Annotated in this window: 18 protein-coding genes and 2 tRNA genes; 5 read left to right on the top strand and 15 right to left on the bottom strand. The window is 69.1% G+C overall.

From position 1 onward, the window contains the following. Nucleotides 1–60 precede the first annotated feature (60 nt). The 10 genes from KV106_RS33145 to yaaA form a co-directional block, all read right to left on the bottom strand. Nucleotides 61–240 carry a DUF3606 domain-containing protein gene (locus KV106_RS33145; protein WP_203204764.1) on the bottom strand — a complete coding sequence of 60 codons (180 nt, stop codon included), beginning with the start codon at nucleotides 238–240 and terminating at the stop codon, nucleotides 61–63. 131 nt (nucleotides 241–371) lie between these two features. Next, a complete protein-coding gene (locus tag KV106_RS33140) occupies nucleotides 372–1,079 on the bottom strand; it encodes an arylmalonate decarboxylase (protein WP_261215694.1) in 708 nt (235 codons plus the stop codon). A 287-nt stretch (nucleotides 1,080–1,366) separates the two neighbouring features. Then, a complete protein-coding gene (locus KV106_RS33135; RefSeq protein ID WP_057592919.1) occupies nucleotides 1,367–2,374 on the bottom strand; it encodes a Bug family tripartite tricarboxylate transporter substrate binding protein in 1,008 nt (335 codons plus the stop codon). 3 nt (nucleotides 2,375–2,377) lie between these two features. Continuing rightward, nucleotides 2,378–3,532 (bottom strand): mandelate racemase/muconate lactonizing enzyme family protein, encoded by a 1,155-nt coding sequence (locus KV106_RS33130; RefSeq protein ID WP_261215690.1) that lies wholly within the window; start codon nucleotides 3,530–3,532, stop codon nucleotides 2,378–2,380. Nucleotides 3,533–3,633: 101 nt separating this feature from the next. Beyond that, nucleotides 3,634–4,521, bottom strand: a complete 888-nt coding sequence (locus KV106_RS33125; protein WP_057592917.1) for a LysR family transcriptional regulator — start codon at nucleotides 4,519–4,521, stop codon at nucleotides 3,634–3,636. Between the two features lie 146 nt (nucleotides 4,522–4,667). Further along, nucleotides 4,668–4,743, bottom strand: a tRNA-Gly gene (locus KV106_RS33120). 85 nt (nucleotides 4,744–4,828) lie between these two features. Continuing rightward, the gene (queF, locus tag KV106_RS33115) at nucleotides 4,829–5,707 is read right to left on the bottom strand and encodes an NADPH-dependent 7-cyano-7-deazaguanine reductase QueF (protein ID WP_057592916.1); all 879 of its coding nucleotides are present in this window, start codon (nucleotides 5,705–5,707) and stop codon (nucleotides 4,829–4,831) included. Beyond that, nucleotides 5,704–6,600, bottom strand: coding sequence for an alpha/beta fold hydrolase (locus tag KV106_RS33110; protein WP_261215687.1), 897 nt, complete (start codon nucleotides 6,598–6,600; stop codon nucleotides 5,704–5,706). Before KV106_RS33110 ends, queF begins: the two co-directional genes overlap by 4 nt. 22 nt (nucleotides 6,601–6,622) lie before the next feature. Next, nucleotides 6,623–7,468, bottom strand: a complete 846-nt coding sequence (locus KV106_RS33105) for a 2OG-Fe(II) oxygenase (protein ID WP_057592914.1) — start codon at nucleotides 7,466–7,468, stop codon at nucleotides 6,623–6,625. A 40-nt stretch (nucleotides 7,469–7,508) separates the two neighbouring features. Beyond that, entirely contained in the window at nucleotides 7,509–8,294 is a 786-nt protein-coding gene (gene yaaA, locus KV106_RS33100) for a peroxide stress protein YaaA (RefSeq protein WP_261215685.1), read from the bottom strand. A 130-nt stretch (nucleotides 8,295–8,424) separates the two neighbouring features. Between yaaA and KV106_RS33095 the strand changes: the two genes are divergently transcribed. After that, on the top strand, nucleotides 8,425–11,334 hold the full coding sequence (locus tag KV106_RS33095) for a valine--tRNA ligase (protein ID WP_261215684.1): 2,910 nt from the start codon (nucleotides 8,425–8,427) through the stop codon (nucleotides 11,332–11,334). A 146-nt stretch (nucleotides 11,335–11,480) separates the two neighbouring features. Next, nucleotides 11,481–12,371, top strand: coding sequence for a UTP--glucose-1-phosphate uridylyltransferase GalU (gene galU, locus KV106_RS33090; RefSeq protein WP_261215681.1), 891 nt, complete (start codon nucleotides 11,481–11,483; stop codon nucleotides 12,369–12,371). A gap of 77 nt (nucleotides 12,372–12,448) precedes the next feature. Here the strand turns inward: galU and KV106_RS33085 are convergent, their stop codons facing one another. From KV106_RS33085 to cysM, 3 genes are all read right to left on the bottom strand, one after another. Next, nucleotides 12,449–12,676 (bottom strand): sulfurtransferase TusA family protein, encoded by a 228-nt coding sequence (locus KV106_RS33085; RefSeq protein ID WP_057592910.1) that lies wholly within the window; start codon nucleotides 12,674–12,676, stop codon nucleotides 12,449–12,451. Nucleotides 12,677–12,678: 2 nt separating this feature from the next. Beyond that, nucleotides 12,679–13,260 (bottom strand): NUDIX domain-containing protein, encoded by a 582-nt coding sequence (locus KV106_RS33080; RefSeq protein ID WP_057592909.1) that lies wholly within the window; start codon nucleotides 13,258–13,260, stop codon nucleotides 12,679–12,681. 75 nt (nucleotides 13,261–13,335) lie between these two features. After that, complete coding sequence (cysM, locus tag KV106_RS33075) at nucleotides 13,336–14,244, bottom strand: cysteine synthase CysM (RefSeq protein ID WP_057592908.1); 909 nt, start codon at nucleotides 14,242–14,244, stop codon at nucleotides 13,336–13,338. Between the two features lie 129 nt (nucleotides 14,245–14,373). Between cysM and KV106_RS33070 the strand changes: the two genes are divergently transcribed. Next, a tRNA-Leu gene (locus tag KV106_RS33070) sits at nucleotides 14,374–14,458 on the top strand. Nucleotides 14,459–14,507: 49 nt separating this feature from the next. Here the strand turns inward: KV106_RS33070 and KV106_RS33065 are convergent. Continuing rightward, complete coding sequence (locus KV106_RS33065) at nucleotides 14,508–15,440, bottom strand: SDR family oxidoreductase (protein WP_261215678.1); 933 nt, start codon at nucleotides 15,438–15,440, stop codon at nucleotides 14,508–14,510. Between the two features lie 64 nt (nucleotides 15,441–15,504). On the opposite strand from KV106_RS33065, the gene KV106_RS33060 reads away from it, so the two are divergent. Both KV106_RS33060 and KV106_RS33055 read left to right on the top strand, forming a co-directional pair. Then, nucleotides 15,505–16,569, top strand: coding sequence for a CDP-6-deoxy-delta-3,4-glucoseen reductase (locus KV106_RS33060; protein WP_261215677.1), 1,065 nt, complete (start codon nucleotides 15,505–15,507; stop codon nucleotides 16,567–16,569). A 73-nt stretch (nucleotides 16,570–16,642) separates the two neighbouring features. Then, on the top strand, nucleotides 16,643–17,626 hold the full coding sequence (locus KV106_RS33055) for a Bug family tripartite tricarboxylate transporter substrate binding protein (protein ID WP_209547380.1): 984 nt from the start codon (nucleotides 16,643–16,645) through the stop codon (nucleotides 17,624–17,626). Between the two features lie 83 nt (nucleotides 17,627–17,709). Here KV106_RS33055 and KV106_RS33050 read toward each other — a convergent pair whose 3' ends face one another. Continuing rightward, nucleotides 17,710–18,486, bottom strand: coding sequence for an ABC transporter ATP-binding protein (locus tag KV106_RS33050; RefSeq protein ID WP_057595015.1), 777 nt, complete (start codon nucleotides 18,484–18,486; stop codon nucleotides 17,710–17,712).

The raw sequence follows: 18,486 nt of genomic DNA, 5'->3' as shown, positions 1-18,486 counted from the left end.
TCGGCCGCGCCTCGCCGCCCGGGTGTAGGAACCTGCCTACGCAGGTTCGCTCGCTGGCGATCAGGGCTTGCCGAGGTAGGTCCGCACGTCCTTGACCTCGACGCCGGCCGCCGCGACGGCCGAGCGCAGCTGCGCCTCGGTCACGCCCAGGGTCTGGGTCCAGTAGCGCATCTCGTGCGCCTCGTTCACGTTGATGCGCGAGCGGTCGGGTTGCCCGCGTTGGCTCAGGTCGTCTGCCATGGTGCTGTCCTCCAGGATGGTTCAGGGAATGGACAGCAGACTGAGTCCGTTCGATGACCGCGACGGAAAGACCGCAGCGCGTCCCCGTGCAGGACATGTCCGAAGCCGGGCGGGACGCGCGCGTTTTTCGTTCAGTCGAACAGGCGGCCGTTGCCCGGCGAGCGCGCATCGAGCCCGGCCTTGCGCACCAGGTCGCGAAAGCCCGCGGGCGAGCTCGAGACCACGGGCACCTTCAACACCGATTCGAGTTCGCGCACGGCATCGAGCGTGACGAGGCCGCCGCAGGAGATGAGGATGCCGTCGGCGCCGGGTCGCGCTTCGAACACGCGGCGGCCCAGGTCCACGAGCACCTGCGTGCCGACCTGGCCGACCGCTTGCACATCGGAGATCGACAGGCCTTCGATGGCCAGCGCTTCGAAGTCGCTCTGTTCGAGGTAGCGCCGCAGCTGCACGTTGACCTCGTCGATGTAGGCGGTGGCCACCGCGACGCGCTTCACGCCGAGGCTGCGCAGTCCCTCGACGATGGCGTTGCTCATGGTGGTGCAGGGCAGGCCGGTGGCGCGCGACATCTCGACTTCGAGTTGCCGGTTGAAGGCGGCGCCGCGGAAGAAGCTCAGCGAGGTGCCCATGAGGGAGATGGCGCTGACGCCCTCCTCCTTGAGTTCCAGCGCCTTGCCGATCACCGAGTCGATGACCTCGGTGTAGCCGCGCGTCGAGATTTCTCCGAGGCCGAGGCCGCGTGCGCTGAAGCGAATGCGGGTGCCGTAGAGAAGCGGGCCGTCGATGGGGACTTGGCCTGCTTTCGGGGGGACTATGAGGCCCAGGTGTGGTTGGTTCATCTCTTCTGTTTCATTCAGTTTGGGGTCTGGGGCGCGTGCACAGGGCATCGGGTACTTCCCTCCGCGAATGTCCCCCGCCCTTCGGGCTCCTCCTTGATTTCGCTGCGGGAAGCACCCGACACCCTGTGCACGGGAGGCGCTGCGGTGGTGCCGGCGAGTCAACAATGATTGCGTCCAGGCTCACGCCGATGGGGTACTCCCCGCAGCGAAATCAAGGAGGAGCCGAAGGCGGGGGACATTCGCGGAGGGGAGTATCCCGTCGGCGTGAGCCCGCCCCGGACAAGAAATCACCCCCCATCCGCCACGATCCGCTGCTCCGTGATGATGCGTTTCCACCGCACCGTCTCCTCGGCCATGTCCTTGCCGAGTTGCGCCGGCGTGGCATAGGCCCGCAGGGTGCCTTGCGCCGCCGCGGCAGTCCCGGCATCGGGCGCATCGAGCACGGTCTTCACGGCGGCTGAGAACCGGTCGACGATCTCGTTGGGCGTTCCAGCAGGTGCGAGCACGAAGATGCGCGGCGCCACATCGAAGCCCGGCAACGCATCGGCCAGCGGCGCGATGTTCTCGGCCCCTTCGAGCTTCGCGCTGTTCATCAACGCCACCGCGCGCAGCTTGCCGGCCTTGGACTGCGCCATCGCCGCCGTGGCGCTGACCACGCCGATCGGCACCTGGCCGCCGATCACGTCGGGCACGATCTGCGCGGCGCCGCGATACGGCACATGCACCACGAAACTGCCGGTGGACTGCTTGAGCATCTCGAAGCCCAGGTGCTGCACCGTGCCCACGCCCGAGGTCGCGAACGAGAAACGGCCCGGGTTCGCCTTGAGCTGGGCGACGAACTCCGCCGGCGTCTTCGCGGGGAAGTCGTTGCCCGTGACGATCATCAGCGGCGAGACGAAGGCGCCGGCCACCGGCTTGAAGCTGGTGAGCGGATCGATCGCGATCTTCGGCTGCAGCAGCTTGGCGATCAGCAAGGCGCTGTCGCCCATCATCAGCGTGTAGCCATCGGGCGGCGCCTTGGCGACGAAGTCGGCCGCGATGAGACCGGTGGCGCCGGTGCGGTTCTCCACCAGCACCTGCTGGCCCAGCACCGCGGGCAGGCGCGCGCTCAGCAGGCGCGCCACGGCATCGACGCCGCCGCCGGCCGAATAGCCGACGATGAGGCGGATCGGCTTGTCGGGGTACTTCTGGGCCCAGGCCATGGGCGTCGCGAGCAGGCCCGCGAGGCCGAAGACCGTTGCGGCGCGCAGTGCAAGACGACGCGAGCGAAAGATCGTGGGTGTTGTCGTCTTCATCGTTCAGGCCTTGCCCTTGCCGCGCGAGGTCGGCAGCTTCGCGAGTTCGCGCACGCGCTCGGCGTTGGGCGCGAAGCCCAGGCCCGGCGTCTCGGGCAGCGTGAGCCAGCCCTGATCGGGGACGGGCAGGCCGTCGAAGATCTGCTGCAGCATCTTCACCGCCACGTAGTGGTACTCGACCAGCCCACCATTCGACACCCCTGCATGCAGGTGCATGTTGTGGAAGGGCCAGGCGCCGCCATTGTCGATCGGCACGTTGAAGGCCTGCGCCATGCCCGCGATCTTCAGGCACTGCGAATAGCCGCCCGAGATCGTCACGTTGGGCTGCAGTACATCGGCCGCCTGGTTCACCAGCAGGTCGCGGAAGCGGAAGGCCAGGCCCTCGTTCTGTCCGCAGGCCAGCGGGATGCTCGTGCGCGCGCGCAGCTGGGCCATCTGGCGCACGTCGTTCTGCGTCAGCGGCTCCTCGAAGAAGCTGATGCCGTAGGGCTCGATGCGGCGTGCGAGCTCGCTCGCATGGAACAGGTCGAGGCCGCAGTTGGCGTCCACATAGAGCTTCACCTCGGGGCCGACCGCCTCGCGCACCGCGGCGACGCGGCGCACGTCCTCGGCGATCACCTCGTCGATCGGCCGCGGCTCGTCGCGGCGCGCGAGCGCATGGCCGCCGACGGTCATCTTCAGGCGGCGAAAGCCCTGCTCCACCCACAGTTTGGCGGCGGCCGCGAGCTGGTCGCGCTCGAAGAAACCGAAGCCGAAGGTCGCATACACCGGCACCCTGGCGCGCGCGCCGCCGAGCAGGCGCCACAGCGGCTGGCCCAGCGCCCTCGCCTTCAGGTCCCACAGCGCGATGTCGAGCGCGGCGATGGCATGGCTCGCGTAGCCGGTCTGGCCGCGCGGCGACAGCAGCCAGTAGAGCTTGTCCCACAGGCGCTCGGTGGCCATCGGGTCCTCGCCGATCAGCGCCGGGCCCGCCACCTCGCGCACCGCGGCGGCGACGATCTCCTCCTCGGTGATGGCGGTCATGCCGTGGCCGACGAGGCCGGTGTCGGTCTCGATCTCGGTCAGGCACAGCGACAGCGAGGTCTTCTTGTCGAGCCCCAGCACGTCGATGGCGACGGGAATGTTCAGCGGCGTGGCGCTGACGCGAACGATCTTCAAAATTGTCTCCTTCGTTGTGCGCGCATCTTTGCGCGCGCCCCGGTGGAGAACAATTCGTTTTTGGCGGGAGCGAGGCTTCGCGCGGCGCGAAGCCTCGTGCTTCAGTCGGGCCGGCTCAGGTGTTCCAGCACCGAGCGCGCGGCCACCGTCAGGTCCTGCTGCCGGCGCACGCACAGCAGATGGCGGCGCACGGCCCAGGGCGCATCGAGCTTGAGGCAGCGCAGCTTGAGGATCTGCAGCTGCGGCAGGATGGCCGCATAGGGCAGCACGCCGATGCCCGCGCCCTGCTCCACCATGCGGCACACCATGTCGAAGCTGCCGACCTGCATGCGCACCTTGAGCGGCACCTGCGCCTCGAGCGCGGCGCTCAGCAGCACGCGGTGCAGCGCCGTGCCTTCGCGCACCACGATGTGCTCGTGGCGCAGCACCTCGTCCGCGCCGATGCGCTTGCGCCGGCCCAGCGGATGGTCGCGCGCCACCACCACGGCCAGTTCGTCGCTGCGGTAGGGCAGGCATTCGAGCGGATCGGCCGGCGTGTTGCCCTCGATCACGCCGATGTCGGCCAGGCCGGCCTGCACCGCCTTCACCACCTCGGTGCTCGCGCGCTCCTGCAGATCGATCTTGAGCACCGGATGCAGCCGCAGGAAGGAGCCGATCTGCGCCGGCAGGAACTGCGCGATGGTCGAGGCATTGGCCGTGATGCTCACCACGCCCGCCACGCCGTTCTGGAAGTCGTCGAGCTCGGCGCCGAGCCGGTCCATGGCCGAGAGCACGGCGCGCGCATGCAGCAACAGGCCATGGCCGGCGGACGTGAGCGTGACGCCGCGCGCATGGCGCACCAGGAGCGGCAGCCGCGCGCGCGCCTCGAGGTCGGAGATGCGCTTGCTCGCGGCCGCGAGCGCGAGGTGGCAGCGCTTGGCGCCCTCGCTGATGCTGCCGTGGTCGGCCACGGCCACGAACAGGCGCAGCGAACGGGTGTCGGGGGTCATGCGGGCAGGATGCCACACGGGCCGGGCCACCCCTCGCGAACGGCCGCGGAAAAAGAAAAAGGCCGCTGGGGACAGCGGCCTTTTCTTTCGTCTTCGCTTGCGTTCTGCGGCGGGTCTTGCGGACCCTTCGAAGAAGCAAAAAAATTTGGAGCGGGAAAAGAGTCTCGAACTCTCGACCTCAACCTTGGCAAGGTTGCGCTCTACCAACTGAGCTATTCCCGCGAAGCCTCAGATTATATGCCCCAAAAACGCCATTTTTGAGTTCGAGCAAAAAAATCTTCAAAAAACTTCGACGACACCGGTCCGCCTACTGGCGCGCAGTGCGCACGTTGGCCGGCAGCGCCTGCGGCCAGCTGGTGCGAAACGGGTTGATGTCGAGCCCTCCGCGCCGCGTGTAGCGCGCGTACACCGCGAGCTTGGTCGGGTGGCAGTGCTTCCAGATGTCGGTGAACATGCGCTCGGCGCAGGGCTCGTGGAATTCGTTGTGATTGCGAAAGCTCACGATGTAGGCGAGCAGCCCGGCCTGGTCGATCGGCGGGCCGCTGTAGCGGATCTGCACGCTGCCCCAGTCGGGCTGGCCCGTGACCAGGCAGTTGCTCTTGAGCAGCCGGCTGGTCAGCGTCTCGGTGACCGGCACCTGCGTGGCGTCGCTCGAGAGCAGCTCGGGCGCGGGCTGGTAGTGCGTGCACTCGATGTCGAGCCGATCGAGGTCCAGGCCGTCGAGCTCGTGCACCGGCTCGCGGTCGAACAGCTCGGGCGCGACCAGCTTCACGCCGATGCCCGCCGCGCGGTCGCTGCCGCGCCACAGCGCTTCGGCCAGGTCGGTGCGCAGGCGTTCGCGCACGGCCTCGGCGTCGGCGAAGGCGGTGTTGTTGAAGCTGTTGAGGTAGAGCTTGAAGCTCTTGCTCTCGATGATGTTGGGCGTCTCGCAGGGCACGGTGAAGTGCGCGATCGCGAGCTGCGGCTTGCCGCGCGGGTTGAGCCAGCTCAGTTCGAAGGCGGTCCAGAGGTCGGCGCCGAAGAAGGGCAAGGCGCCGGCCGCGATGCCCATGGCCTCGCGCTGGGTGGCGCGCGCGATCGGGAACAGCAGCGTGGGGTCGTAGCGGTCGGCGTAGGCCGAGGCGCGGCCGAGCTGGGACTGCTCGGGCGTGTTGGGGTTGGGGGTGTGGGAGGCGTCGTGGCTCATGGATGGCGGGATGGCGTCGCGTTCAGGAACGGGACGATGTGTCTGGCAAGGATGGCGCAGACCTCGGGCGGGAGGTCGTGGCCCATGCCGGGAATGGGCACGAACTGCGCGCCGGGGATGCGGCGCGCCGTGTCCTGGCCGCAGGCGATCGGCACCAGCGCGTCGGGCTCGCCGTGCAGCACCAGGGTCGGGCACTGGATGCGGCCCAGCAGTTCGGGGCGCTCGGTGTCGGCGCCGATGGCGAGCATCTGGCGGAACATGCCGGCCGGATGGTAGGCACGGCGCATGGCGAAGCGCAGGCGCTCGGCCAGCGCCTCGTCGGTCTGCGGATAGGCCGGGCTCTGGATCAGGCGCAGCAGGCGGATGCTGTGCGCGATCAGCTCGTCCTCGCCGCGGCCCAGCGGGCGCCGCAGCAGCATCGCGGCCACCTCGCGGCGCGGACCGGGCAGGCCGCGCGCGCCGCTCGAGCTCATGATGCTCACGAGGCTCTGCACGCGCGTGGGCGCGGTCGCGGCCATGCGCTGCGCGATCATGCCGCCCATCGAGGCGCCGACCACGTGCGCCTGCGCGATGCCCAGCGCGTCGAGCACGCCCAGCGAATCGGCCGCCATGTCCTGCAGCGTGTAGGCCGAGCGCACCGGCAGGCCCAGGCGCAGCCGGATGCTCTCCCAGACGATGTTGCCCACGCCCTTGTGGTCGAAGCCTTCGCTCAGGCCGATGTCGCGGTTGTCGTGGCGCAGCACGCGAAAGCCGGCGTCGACCAGCGGCTGCACGAAATCGCGCGGCCAGGCCACGAGCTGCATGCCCAGGCCCATCACCAGCAGGATCACCGGCCGGCCCTCGCCGCCGGTGTCGTCGACTTCGATCTGCAATCCGTTGGCCTGGACCTTCATCGCGGCTTTCTTGTGTTGCGGGCTAGCGGAACTCGCGTTCGCGCAGCCACTTGGTGGCGACCCACTTCTCTCCCGCGACCACGGGCGCGCCGCCGTGCAGCGTGCGGGTGGCGGGATCGGGATGGTCGTAGCTGAAGAACACGCCGGTGCCGCGCACCGGCGCGACCTCGAGGCCGACGTCGGGGAAGGTGGTGGCGCCGCCCTTCTCGGGCTCCTGCAGGTACATCACCAGCGTGGCGACGCGCTGGCCACCGCGCTTGAGGATGGTGGGCGTGCCGGGCTCGCCGGGATCGAAATAGTCGTAGTGCGGCCGGTACTGCGCGCCGGGCGCGTAGCGCAGGATCTGCAGCCCCTCGCCGAACTCGAGCGGCCAGCGCAGCAGCAGCGCCAGGCGCTGCTCGAGCCGCTGCACGGTCTCGTTCTCGCCGCGCTCGAAGAACATGCCTTCGCTGGTGCGGTCGACGTTGAGCACCTCGCCGCCGGTCTTGGTCTCGACCGTGAGCGAGCGCGCGAGCCGCACGCGCGCGGCCGCGATCAGCGCCTCGCACTCCTCGGCCGACAGCAGGTTGCCGAAGACGATCACGCGCGGGTGCTTCATGGTCTGCAGCACCTGCACGCGGCGGTCGCCGGCATCGATGTACAGCGGCGAGCCCTCGAGGTCGGGGCCCGGCATCGAGGTGCGCGGCGGCAGCGCCGACGCGGCCCTGGATTCGGGAAAGCCGGCCTCGAGCTGGGCCAGCGCGATGTCGGTGGCGGCGTCGTGCCAGCCGGCCGCGCGCATCGAGGCGCGCAGCGCGGGCACCGAATGGCCGGCCGCGAGCTGGCTCACCAGCCAGTCGCGCAGTTCGGGACTCACGGCCTGCGTCATGCGCGCGCTCCGGTTGCCTCGCCTGCTTCCCTCACATCATTCATACGAGTTTTCTCCTGAAGACCAGCCGTTCGGCCGTGGACACCTGGGCGTCGAAACCATAACCCTCGAGATCGAATTTTTCCAGCGCCTTGGGCGTGGCCACGCGGTGCAGCACGGCCCAGCGCGCCAGCAGGCCGCGCGCGCGCTTGGCGAAGAAGCTGATGACCTTGTAGCGGTCGCCCTTCCACTCCTCGAACACGCATTCGACCACACGCGCCTTGAGCGCCTTGGTATCGACGGCGCGGAAGTACTCCTGCGAGGCGGCGTTGATCACCACCGGCGTGCGGTCGGCCGCCAGCCGCTCGTTGAGGTGCTCGGCGATGCGCGCGCCCCAGAAGGCATAGAGGTCCTTGCCGTGCCGGTTGGCCAGCGCGGTGCCCATCTCGAGCCGGTAGGGCTGCAGCCGGTCGAGCGGGCGCAGCACGCCGTACAGGCCGCTGAGGATGCAGACGTGGTCCTGCGCCCAGTCCAATTGCGCGGGCGTGAACGAGCGCGCGTCGAAGCCCCCGTAGACGTCGCCGTCGAAGGCGAAGGCGGCCTGGCGGGCGTTCTGCTCGGTGCTCTTGGGACGCCAGGCGGCATAGCGCGCCACGTTGAGGGCCGAGAGCTTGTCCGACAGGCGCATCAGCTCGGAGATCTGCTGCGGCGACTTCTCGCGCAGCAGCTTGATCAGTTCGACCGAGGGGCCCTTCGGGCTCTCGAAATGGGGTTGGGTGGCGGGGACTTCGGCGGGGACCGGGGTGTCGTAGTCGAGCGACTTGGCGGGAGAGAGCAGGAACAGCATCGCGGAATTATCTGTTGGCCCGCCCGCCCCTTGCGGCGCCGGTAAAATCGCCGACCTTCCCTGCCTCCGCGCGGCCCGCGGCCCGTACGACCTGCGTACCGGCGCCATGGCCGCATTGCCCCAAGCCCCCATGAGCGAACCCACCACACCCACCGCCCAACCCGGCCTCGAGAGCCTTTCCAAATCGTTCGAACCCGCGGCCCTCGAGGCGCACTGGGGTCCCGAATGGGAAAAGCGCGGCTACGCGCACGCGGGCTGGCGCGGCACCGGGAAGCCGAAGGCCGACGCCGGCGCGTTCTCGATCCAGCTGCCGCCGCCCAACGTGACGGGCACGCTGCACATGGGCCATGCGTTCAACCAGACGATCATGGACAGCCTCACGCGCTACCACCGCATGAAGGGCGACAACACGCTGTGGCTGCCGGGCACCGACCACGCGGGCATCGCGACCCAGATCGTGGTCGAGCGCCAGCTGCAGGCGCAGAACATCAGCCGCCACGAGATGGGCCCGACGCCGCAGGAGGCGCGCAAGAACTTCATCGCCAAGGTCTGGGAGTGGAAGGAACGCAGCGGCAACACCATCACCCAGCAGATGCGCCGCATGGGCGACACCGTCGACTGGAGCCGCGAATACTTCACCATGGACGAGAAGCTCTCGCCCGTGGTGATGGACACCTTCGTCAAGCTCTATGAAGAGGGCCTGATCTACCGCGGCAAGCGCTTGGTGAACTGGGACCCGACGCTCAAGACCGCCGTGAGCGACCTCGAGGTCGAGAGCGAGGAAGAGGACGGCTGGCTCTGGCACATCGCCTACCCGCTGGCAGACGGCTCGGGCACGCTCACGGTGGCCACCACCCGGCCCGAGACCATGCTCGGCGACACGGCCGTGATGGTCCATCCGGAAGACGAGCGCTACAAGGCGCTGATCGGCAAGCAGGTGCGCCTGCCGCTGGTCGACCGGCTGATCCCGGTGATCGCCGACGACTACGTCGACAAGGCCTTCGGCACCGGCGTGGTGAAGGTCACGCCCGCGCACGACTACAACGACTATGCGGTGGGCCAGCGCCACCAGCTCGAGACCATCGGCATCCTCACGCTCGACGCGACCGTCAACGACAACGCGCCCGAGAAATACCGCGGCCTCGACCGCTTCGTGGCGCGCAAGGCCGTGGTGGCCGACCTCGACGCGCTGGGCCTCTTGGTCGAGACCAAGAAGCACAAGCTGATGGTGCCGCGCTGCGCGCGCACCGGCGCCATCGTCGAGCCGATGCTGACCGACCAGTGGTACGTGGCCATGACCAAGCCCGGCGCCGACGGCCAGTCGATCGCGCAGAAGGCGATCGACGTGGTGCGCTCGGGCGAGGTGCGCTTCGTGCCCGAGAACTGGATCAACACCTACAACCACTGGATGGAGAACATCCAGGACTGGACCATCTCGCGCCAGCTCTGGTGGGGCCACCAGATCCCGGCCTGGTACGACGACGAGGGCAATGTCTACGTCGCGCGCAGCGAGGAGGAAGCCCAGGCCAAGGCGCCCGGCAAGACGCTGCGCCGCGAGGAGGACGTGCTCGACACCTGGTTCTCCGCGGCCCTGTTCCCGTTCTCGACGCTGGGCTGGCCGAACCAGGGCACCGAGCCCACGAGCGACTACAACCTCTACCTGCCCTCGAGCGTGCTGGTCACGGGCTACGACATCATCTTCTTCTGGGTCGCCCGGATGATCATGATGACCAAGCACTTCACCGGCCGCGTGCCGTTCAAGGACGTCTACATCCACGGCCTGGTGCGCGATGCGCAGGGCAAGAAGATGAGCAAGTCCGAGGGCAACGTGCTCGACCCGGTCGACCTGATCGACGGCATCGAGCTGCCCGAGCTGCTCGACAAGCGCACCCAGGGCCTGCGCAAGCCCGAGACCGCGCCCACGGTGCGCAAGAACACGCAGAAGGAATTCCCCGAGGGCATCCCGGCCTTCGGCGCCGACGCGCTGCGCTTCACCTTCGCCTCGCTGGCCTCGCTGGGCCGCAGCATCAACTTCGACAGCAAGCGCTGCGAGGGCTACCGCAACTTCTGCAACAAGCTGTGGAACGCCACCCGCTTCGTGCTGATGAACTGCGAGGGCCAGGACTGCGGCCTCAAGGAGCACACGAAGGAAGAGTGCAAGGTCGGCGGTCCGGCGCACGGCTACCTGAAGTTCAGCCGCGCCGACTACTGGATCGTCTCGCAGCTGCAGCGCGTCGAGGCCGAGGTCGCCAAGGGCTTCGAGGAGTACCGGCTCGACAACGTCGCCAACGCGATCTACCAGTTCGCCTGGGACGAGTTCTGCGACTGGTACCTCGAGATCGCCAAGGTGCAGATTCAGACCGGCGACGATGCCCAGAAGCGTGCCACGCGCCGCACGCTGATCCGCACGCTCGAAACCCTGCTGCGCCTCGCGCATCCGGTGATCCCGTTCATCACCGAGGAGCTGTGGCAGAAGGTCGCGCCGGTAGCGGGCCGCACGGGCGAATCGGTGATGGTGGCGGCCTATCCGCTCAGCCAGCCCGAGCGCATCGACGAGGCCGCCGAGGCCCACGTGGCGCGGCTCAAGGCGCTGGTGGACGGCTGCCGCACCCTGCGCGGCGAGATGAACGTCTCGCCCGCGCTGCGGCTGCCGCTCTATGCCGTGGCCGACGACGCCGAGGGCGCGGCCTTCCTGCGCGAGGCCGCGCCGGTGCTGCAGGCGCTCGCCAAGCTCAAGGAAGTGCGCGTGTTCGACGACGAGGCCGCCTGGGCCGCGGCCGCCGAGGCCGCGCCGGTGGCCGTGGTCGGCAATGCCCGCCTGTGCCTGCACATGGAGATCGACAAGGTGGCCGAGCGCGCGCGCATCGGCAAGGAGATCGCCCGCATCGAGGGCGAGATCGCCAAGGTCAACGGCAAGCTCGGCAACGAGGCCTTCGTGGCCAAGGCGCCGCCGGCCGTGATCGAGCAGGAGCGCAAGCGCCTGGCCGACTTCACGGCCACGCTGGAGCGCCTGCGCGACCAGCTTGTGCGCCTCGGCTGACATACGGGCTTGTCCGCAGGCCGGTAGGATGGGTGGCCGATGCAGAATCGGCCGGGTGGCGGACCGGTTCCGCCGCCGCAGTTCCGGACGGCCCCCGCGGCCCTCACTCCTTCCTTCATCCTGAACGAACCGACACCGAATTGCCCATGTCCACCTCCCCGACGCGCATCCGCAAGGCCGTATTCCCCGTTGCAGGCTTCGGCACCCGCTTCCTGCCGGCCACCAAGGCCCAGCCCAAGGAAATGCTGCCGGTGGTCGACAAGCCCCTGATCCAGTACGCCGTCGAGGAAGCCTATGCCGCGGGCATCCGCGACATGATCTTCGTGACCGGCCGCAACAAGCGCGCGATCGAGGATCACTACGACACCGCCTACGAGCTCGAGAGCCAGCTCGAGGCCAGCGGCAAGGATGCGCTGCTGAACATCGCACGCTCGGTGATGCCCGACGACATGACCTGCTCCTACGTGCGCCAGCCGCGCATGCTGGGCCTGGGCCACGCGGTGCTGTGCGCCGAGCACCTGGTGGGCAACGAGCCCTTCGCCGTGCTGCTGGCCGACGACCTGATGGTCGGCCCCACGGGCGGCGAACCGGTGCTGGCCCAGATGACCGCGGCTTTCGCGCGCCTCGGCGGCTCGCTGCTGGCGGTGCAGGAAGTGCCGCTCGAGCACGTGAAGCGCTATGGCATCGTGGCCGGCGACGCCATCGAGGACGGCCTGGTCAAGGTCAACCGCATGGTCGAGAAGCCGAAGCCCGAGGACGCTCCCTCGCGCCTGGGCGTGGCTGGCCGCTACATCCTCACGCCCGGCGTGTTCGCCGAGATCCGCGAGCAGCCCAAGGGCGCGGGCGGCGAGATCCAGCTCACCGACGGCATCGCCGCGCTGATGAAGAAGGAATCGGTCTACGCCTATTCCTACAAGGGCGTGCGCTACGACTGCGGCAGCAAGGAAGGCTTCCTGCAGGCCAGCGTGGAACTGGCGCTCGCGCATCCGGAAGTGGGCGGGCAGTTCCGCGACTACCTCAAGAGCCTGAAGCTCTGAACCGGGTCGCTCCAAATCGAAAGGCCGGGCAGCGATTCCCGGCCTTTTTGCTTTTCGATGCCGTGTCGCGCGCGGCCTCAGCGCCGCTTCAGCACGTGGATGAAGTCGGTGCCGACCGTCTGCTGTTCCATCAGCGCATTGCCGGTCTGGCGCGCGAAGGCCTGGAAGTCGCGCACCGAGCCGGGGTCGGTCGAGACCACGCGCAGCAGCTGGCCGCTGGCCATGTCGTTGAGCGACTTCTTGGCCTTGAGGATGGGCAGCGGGCAGTTGAGCCCGCGGGTGTCGATTTCGCGGTCGACGTCCATGCTCAGGCTCCCTTGCCGGTGGGCGGCTCGGGCGGCAGGTTCAGGCCGCGGCGGCGTTCCTCGTTCTCGGCCGCGGTGAAGAACACCGGCTCGTGGCCGCGCGTGCGCAGCCAGTCGGCCAGCGCATAGCCCGTGCCGGCGGGCCAGCACTTGAGGTCGGGCAGGTCGTAGAGGCGGTAGTCGACCAGCTCGGGCGAGAGCCTGACCTCGCCATCGGCCACCACGTGGTAGGCGATGATGACCTGGTTCATGCGCTGGAAGTCGTAGGCGCCGACGATCTTCGTCGCGCTCACGTCGAGGTTGGTCTCTTCCTTGACCTCGCGCGCGATGCCTTCCTCGGGCGTCTCGCCGGCCTCCATGAAGCCGGTGATCAGCGCGAACATCTTGCCGGGCCAGGCCGCGTTGCGCGCCAGCAGCACCTGGCCGCGGTATTCGACGATGGCGGCCAGCACCGGCGTCGGATTGTTCCAGTGCGTGTGGCCGCAGTTGGGGCAGCGCAGGCGCTCCTTGGGACCGCCGTCTTCCATCAGCGCGATCCATTCGAGCGGCGTGGCGCAGGCCTGGCAGAACTTGGGATGGGGCATGGGGTGGCTCTTGTTCTTTCTTGTCTCGTTCCGGGAAACCGCCGGCGCGCCGCGTGGCGCACCGGGGTGCTGGCATCAGGCGGGGAAGACGCCGGTCGACAGGTAGCGGTCGCCGCGGTCGCAGACCACGAACACGATGGTGGCGTTCTCGACCGTGTTGGCGACCTGCAGCGCCGCCCACAGCGCGCCGGCGGCCGAGATGCCGCCGAAGATGCCCTCCTCGCGCGCGAGGCGCCGGCACATCTCCTCGGCATCGTCCTGGCTCACGCTGATCTCCTGGTCGACACGGCTCGGGTCGAAGATCTTCGGCAGGTATTCGGCCGGCCACTTGCGGATGCCGGGAATGCGCGAGCCCTCGGCCGGCTGCGCGCCGACGATGCGGATCGCGGGGTTCTTCTCCTTGAGGAAGCGCGACACGCCCGTGATGGTGCCGGTGGTGCCCATGGCGCTCACGAAGTGCGTGACCTTGCCCTGGGTGTCGGCCCAGATCTCGGGGCCGGTGGTCTCGTAGTGGATGCGCGGGTTGTCGGGGTTGGCGAACTGGTCGAGCACGCGGCCCTTGCCCTGCGCCACCATCTGCTCGGCGAGGTCGCGCGCGTATTCCATGCCGCCGCTCTTGGGCGTGAGCACGAGCTCGGCGCCGAAGGCCTTCATGGTCTGGGCGCGCTCGATCGAGAGGTCCTCCGGCATGATCAGGACCATGTGATAGCCCTTCACGGCCGCGGCCATCGCGAGCGCGATGCCGGTGTTGCCCGAGGTGGCCTCGATCAGCGTGTCGCCGGGCTTGATCTCGCCGCGCTCCTCGGCGCGCTTGATCATCGAAAGCGCCGGACGGTCCTTGACCGAACCGGCGGGGTTGTTGCCCTCGAGCTTGCCGAGGATCACGTTGTTGCGCCGCGCGTTCTCTTCGGCGTTGATGCGCTGCAGCGCGACCAGCGGCGTGCGGCCGATGGCGTCTTCGATGGTGGGGTACTTGTGGGTCATGACTGCGTCCGGTCGGCCGCGCGGAAGGCGCTGGTTGCCGCCCCGGAGGGTAGCGGATATGCAAAAGAATCAGCTTCGGGACGGTTCATCATTCCACTGTGCCATAATTTTGGGCTTCCTTCCTGCCGTGCCCGGGTGGTGAAATTGGTAGACGCAGGGGACTCAAAATCCCCCGCCGCAAGGCGTGCCGGTTCGATTCCGGCCCCGGGCACCACACACGGCGCCTTCTTTTCCGGTGTCCTTCGCGGACTCCGCCTCCCCTCTCAGATTCCCTCGCGCAGCCCGGTATGCACCGTCGGATGCGCGAGCCGCACGCGCAGCTCGCGCTTGAGCCGCGTGTTGTCGAGCCGGCGCGATTCGCCCATGAAGCTCAGCAGCTGCAGCGGCAGCTGGCGTTCGGCCTCCTCGCGCGCCACCCGCGGCGGGCGCGGCATGCCGTAGAGGTCGGCCGCGAGGTCGATGTAGTCGCCCATGCGCAGCTCGGTGTCGTCCGAGGCATGCACGATGCGCTGCGGCCGGCCGCGGAACAGCGCCGCGATGCAGGCGCGCGCGAGGTCGTCGGCATGGATGTGGCTGGTGTAGACGTCGTCCTCGCGCCGCAGCACCGGCGTGCCGCGCTGCAGCCGCTGGCGCGGCGTGCCGCCTTCGCGGTCGGGCGCGTAGATGCCCGGGATGCGCAGGATGCTGGCGCGCACGCCCGTGCTGCGGCCGAACCAGCGCACGGCGCGCTCGGCATCGACGCGCCGATGGCTGCGCGGCGTGTCGGGGCGCACGGCGCGGGTCTCGCTCACGCGCGCGCCACCGCAATCGCCATAGACGCCGCTGGTCGAGCCGTAGACCAGCGCGTCGGGCAGCGCGCGCAGCCGCAGCGCGCGCACCAGCGCGGCGGTGCGCTGGTCGCGCCACCAGGCCGAGCCGCTGTCGCGCGGCGGCGGCGCCAGGTGCAGCACGCGCGTGCCCAGCGCCGACAGGCGCCGCAGCGTCTTCGGATCGTCGAGATTGCCGATCAGCGGCCGGATGCCCGCGGCGCGCAAAGCGCTCACGCGCTCGGCCGAGGAGGTGAGCGCCACCAGCGACACGCGCCCGCGCAGATCGCGCGCCACGCGCTGGCCGACGTCGCCGCAGCCGACGATCAGGAGACGCGTCCGGCGGAAGCGCGCCGGCAGCGCGCCGGAGGGGCTATGGATTGAAGGCAAAATTCGGGTTCCCTTTTCTTTTTCAGCCCCCATGTAACGGGCTGATCCAAGCCGAAGAATACCGATGACTGTTGCAGCGCCGCATGAGGCGGGCTTTTCCATCACCGTCGAACCCAGCGGCCGCCATTTCGCGGCGCAAGGCGACGAAACCATCCTCGCGGCCGGCATCCGCCAGGGCATCGGCCTGCCCTATGGCTGCAAGGACGGCGCCTGCGGCTCGTGCAAGTGCCGCAAGCTCTCGGGCGAGGTCGAGCTCGGCCCGCACCAGAGCAAGGCCCTGAGCGCGGAAGAACAGCTCGCGGGCTTCGTGCTGACCTGCTGCGCCCGCGCGCGCAGCGACGTGGTGCTCGAATCGCGCCAGGTGACCGAGGCCGGCGCCCACCCCATCCGCAAGATGCCGGTGCGGGTGCTCGCGCTCGCGCGCAAGTCGCACGACGTGATGCAGCTGCGCCTGCAGTTGCCGGCCGGCGAGCCGCTGCAGTTCTATGCGGGGCAGTACGTGGAATTCATCCTGCGCGACGGCGCGCGCCGCAGCTACTCGATGGCCAATGCGCCGCACACGCTGGGCGAGCCGGGCACCGGCATCGAGCTGCACCTGCGCCACCTGCCGGGCGGCAAGTTCACCGACCACGTGTTCCTCACCATGAAGGAAAAGGAGATCCTGCGCATCGAGGGCCCCTACGGCAGCTTCTTCCTGCGCGAGGACTCGGACAAGCCGCTGATCCTGCTGGCCTCGGGCACCGGCTTCGCGCCGATCAAGGCGCTGCTCGAACACATGAAGTTCAAGGCCATCGACCGCCCCGCCACGCTCTACTGGGGCGGCCGCCGGCCCGAGGATCTCTACATGGACGACTGGGTGCGCGAGCAGCTCGCGCAGATGCCGAACCTGCGCTACGTGCCGGTGATCTCCAACGCCACGCCCGAGGACAACTGGACCGGCCGCACCGGCTTCGTCCATGCCGCGGTGCTGGAAGACTTCGCCGACCTCTCGGGCCACCAGGTCTATGCCTGCGGCGCGCCGATCGTGGTGGACTCGGCCAAGCGCGACTACGTGGCGCTCGCGGGCCTGCCCGAGGAAGAGTTCTTCGCCGACGCCTTCACCACCGAGGCCGACAAGGCACTGCCCTGAAGCCGGTGGCCCGGCGCGCCGGCTAGGGATAGCCACGCTGCGGCCGCCGCGCGGCGCGCCGACAATCCGGGGCATGACAACCCGCAAGACCTTCCTCGCCACCCTCGCCCTCTCCACGCTCGCCCTGGCCACCGGCGCCCCCGCCCTGGCCCAGCAGCAGCGGCCGATCCGCCTCGTCGTGCCCTACGCGGCCGGCGGCCCCATCGACGTGACAGCGCGCGCGCTGGCCGAACGCGTGCGCGACACGCTCGGCGGCCCGGTGATCATCGACAACAAGCCCGGCGCGGGCGGCAACATCGGCGCCGACATCGTCGCCAAGGCCGCGCCCGACGGCCTGACCATCGGCATTGCCGCCACCGCCACCAACGCGGTGAACCCCTGGCTCTACAGCAAGATGCCCTTCAACGCGGCGACCGACTTCGCGCCGATCACGCAGATGGTCCGCGTGCCCAACGTGCTGGTGATGAACGCCGAGACCGCGCAGCGCCTGAAGATCGCCACGCTCAAGGACCTGATCGCCTACGCCCGGGCCAACCCCGGCAAGCTCAACTACGGCAGCGGCGGCAACGGCAGCGCCGGCCATCTGGCGGGCGAGATGTTCAAGAAGGCCGCCGGCATCTTCGCGGTGCACATCCCCTACAACGGCGGCAACCCGGCGCAGTTGGCGCTGGTGTCGGGCCAGGTCGACTTCAACTTCGACAACCTCGCCACCGCCGCGCCCAACATCCGCTCGGGCAAGCTCAAGGCGATCGCCGTGACCACCCTGCAGCGCAGCAGCGCCCTGCCCGAGGTGCCGCCGGTGTCGGACACGCTCAAGGACTTCTCGATCGACACCTGGTGGGGCCTTGTCGCACCGGCCCACACGCCGCCGGACGTGATCGCCAAGCTCAACCATGCCTTCGTCGACGCGCTGAACGCGCCGGAGACCAAGTCGCGCTTCGCGCTGCTGCTGGCCGAGCCGGTGGCCAGCACGCCCGCGCAGTTCGGCGCCTTCATGAAGAGCGAGCTCGGCAAGTACGAGCAGGTGGTGAAGGCCACGGGCGCGAAGGTCGACTGAGCTCGCACCCACAAGACAAAGGGCGGCCGGTGCCTCGCACCGCCGCCCTTTTTTGCGTGGCCTCGAAAGGCCCGCCGTGCCGCTTACTCGCCCAGGTACGCCGCGCGCACCTTCGGATCGCTGAGCAGGCCCTTCGCATCGCCCGACATGGTGATCAGGCCCGACTCCATCACGTAGCCGCGGTCGGCCAGCTGCAGCGCGCGGTTGGCGTTCTGCTCGACCAGCAGGATGGTCACGCCCTGCGCGGCCACGGCCTGCACCACCTCGAAGATCTTGTCGCACATGATCGGCGACAGGCCCATGGTGGGTTCGTCGAGCAGCAGCACCTTGGGGCGTGCCATCAATGCGCGGCCCATGGCCAGCATCTGCTGCTCGCCGCCCGACATGGTGCCGGCCAGCTGGTCCTTGCGCTCGCGCAGCCGCGGGAAGGTCACGAAGACGCGCTCCATGTCGCTCGCGATGCCGGCCTTGTCCTTGCGGATGTAGGCGCCGATCTGCAGGTTCTCGGTGATCGTCATGCGCGTGAACACGCCGCGGCCCTCGGGCACCATCACCAGGCCCTCGCCCACCAGGTCCCAGGCGCCGCGGCCCTTGATGCTGCGGCCCAGGAACTCGATGTCGCCCGCACCCGCGGGCAGCGTGCCGGTGATCGCCTTCATGGTGGTGGTCTTGCCGGCGCCGTTGGAGCCGATCAGCGAGACCAGCTCGCCCTCGCGCACCTCGAAGTCCACGCCCTTGACGGCCTGGATGCCGCCGTAGCCGACCTTCAGGCCGCTGACCTTGAGCAACACCTTGCCTGCGGCCTTGCGTTGCGAAGCGCCCGCCGCGACTTCCTCTTGGGTTTGCACTGCTGCGCTCAT

The organism is Variovorax endophyticus (assembly GCF_025376855.1).
Classification (GTDB): domain Bacteria; phylum Pseudomonadota; class Gammaproteobacteria; order Burkholderiales; family Burkholderiaceae_C; genus Variovorax.
This window is presented reverse-complemented; position numbering and strand designations above follow the sequence as displayed.

Bases quoted from the DNA above. Each gene is read 5' to 3' on its own strand.
- KV106_RS33085 (WP_057592910.1), bottom strand. From the start codon at position 12,676: ATGGACGTCGACCGCGAAATCGACACCCGCGGGCTCAACTGCCCGCTG.
- KV106_RS33125 (WP_057592917.1), bottom strand. From the start codon at position 4,521: ATGACCCCCGACACCCGTTCGCTGCGCCTGTTCGTGGCCGTGGCCGAC.
- KV106_RS33095 (WP_261215684.1), top strand. From the start codon at position 8,425: ATGAGCGAACCCACCACACCCACCGCCCAACCCGGCCTCGAGAGCCTT.
- KV106_RS33145 (WP_203204764.1), bottom strand. From the start codon at position 240: ATGGCAGACGACCTGAGCCAACGCGGGCAACCCGACCGCTCGCGCATC.
- KV106_RS33140 (WP_261215694.1), bottom strand. From the start codon at position 1,079: ATGAACCAACCACACCTGGGCCTCATAGTCCCCCCGAAAGCAGGCCAA.
- KV106_RS33110 (WP_261215687.1), bottom strand. From the start codon at position 6,600: ATGAAGGTCCAGGCCAACGGATTGCAGATCGAAGTCGACGACACCGGC.
- KV106_RS33050 (WP_057595015.1), bottom strand. From the start codon at position 18,486: ATGAGCGCAGCAGTGCAAACCCAAGAGGAAGTCGCGGCGGGCGCTTCG.
- yaaA (WP_261215685.1), bottom strand. From the start codon at position 8,294: ATGCTGTTCCTGCTCTCTCCCGCCAAGTCGCTCGACTACGACACCCCG.
- KV106_RS33060 (WP_261215677.1), top strand. From the start codon at position 15,505: ATGACTGTTGCAGCGCCGCATGAGGCGGGCTTTTCCATCACCGTCGAA.
- KV106_RS33055 (WP_209547380.1), top strand. From the start codon at position 16,643: ATGACAACCCGCAAGACCTTCCTCGCCACCCTCGCCCTCTCCACGCTC.
- queF (WP_057592916.1), bottom strand. From the start codon at position 5,707: ATGAGCCACGACGCCTCCCACACCCCCAACCCCAACACGCCCGAGCAG.
- KV106_RS33135 (WP_057592919.1), bottom strand. From the start codon at position 2,374: ATGAAGACGACAACACCCACGATCTTTCGCTCGCGTCGTCTTGCACTG.
- galU (WP_261215681.1), top strand. From the start codon at position 11,481: ATGTCCACCTCCCCGACGCGCATCCGCAAGGCCGTATTCCCCGTTGCA.
- KV106_RS33080 (WP_057592909.1), bottom strand. From the start codon at position 13,260: ATGCCCCATCCCAAGTTCTGCCAGGCCTGCGCCACGCCGCTCGAATGG.
- KV106_RS33105 (WP_057592914.1), bottom strand. From the start codon at position 7,468: ATGACGCAGGCCGTGAGTCCCGAACTGCGCGACTGGCTGGTGAGCCAG.
- cysM (WP_057592908.1), bottom strand. From the start codon at position 14,244: ATGACCCACAAGTACCCCACCATCGAAGACGCCATCGGCCGCACGCCG.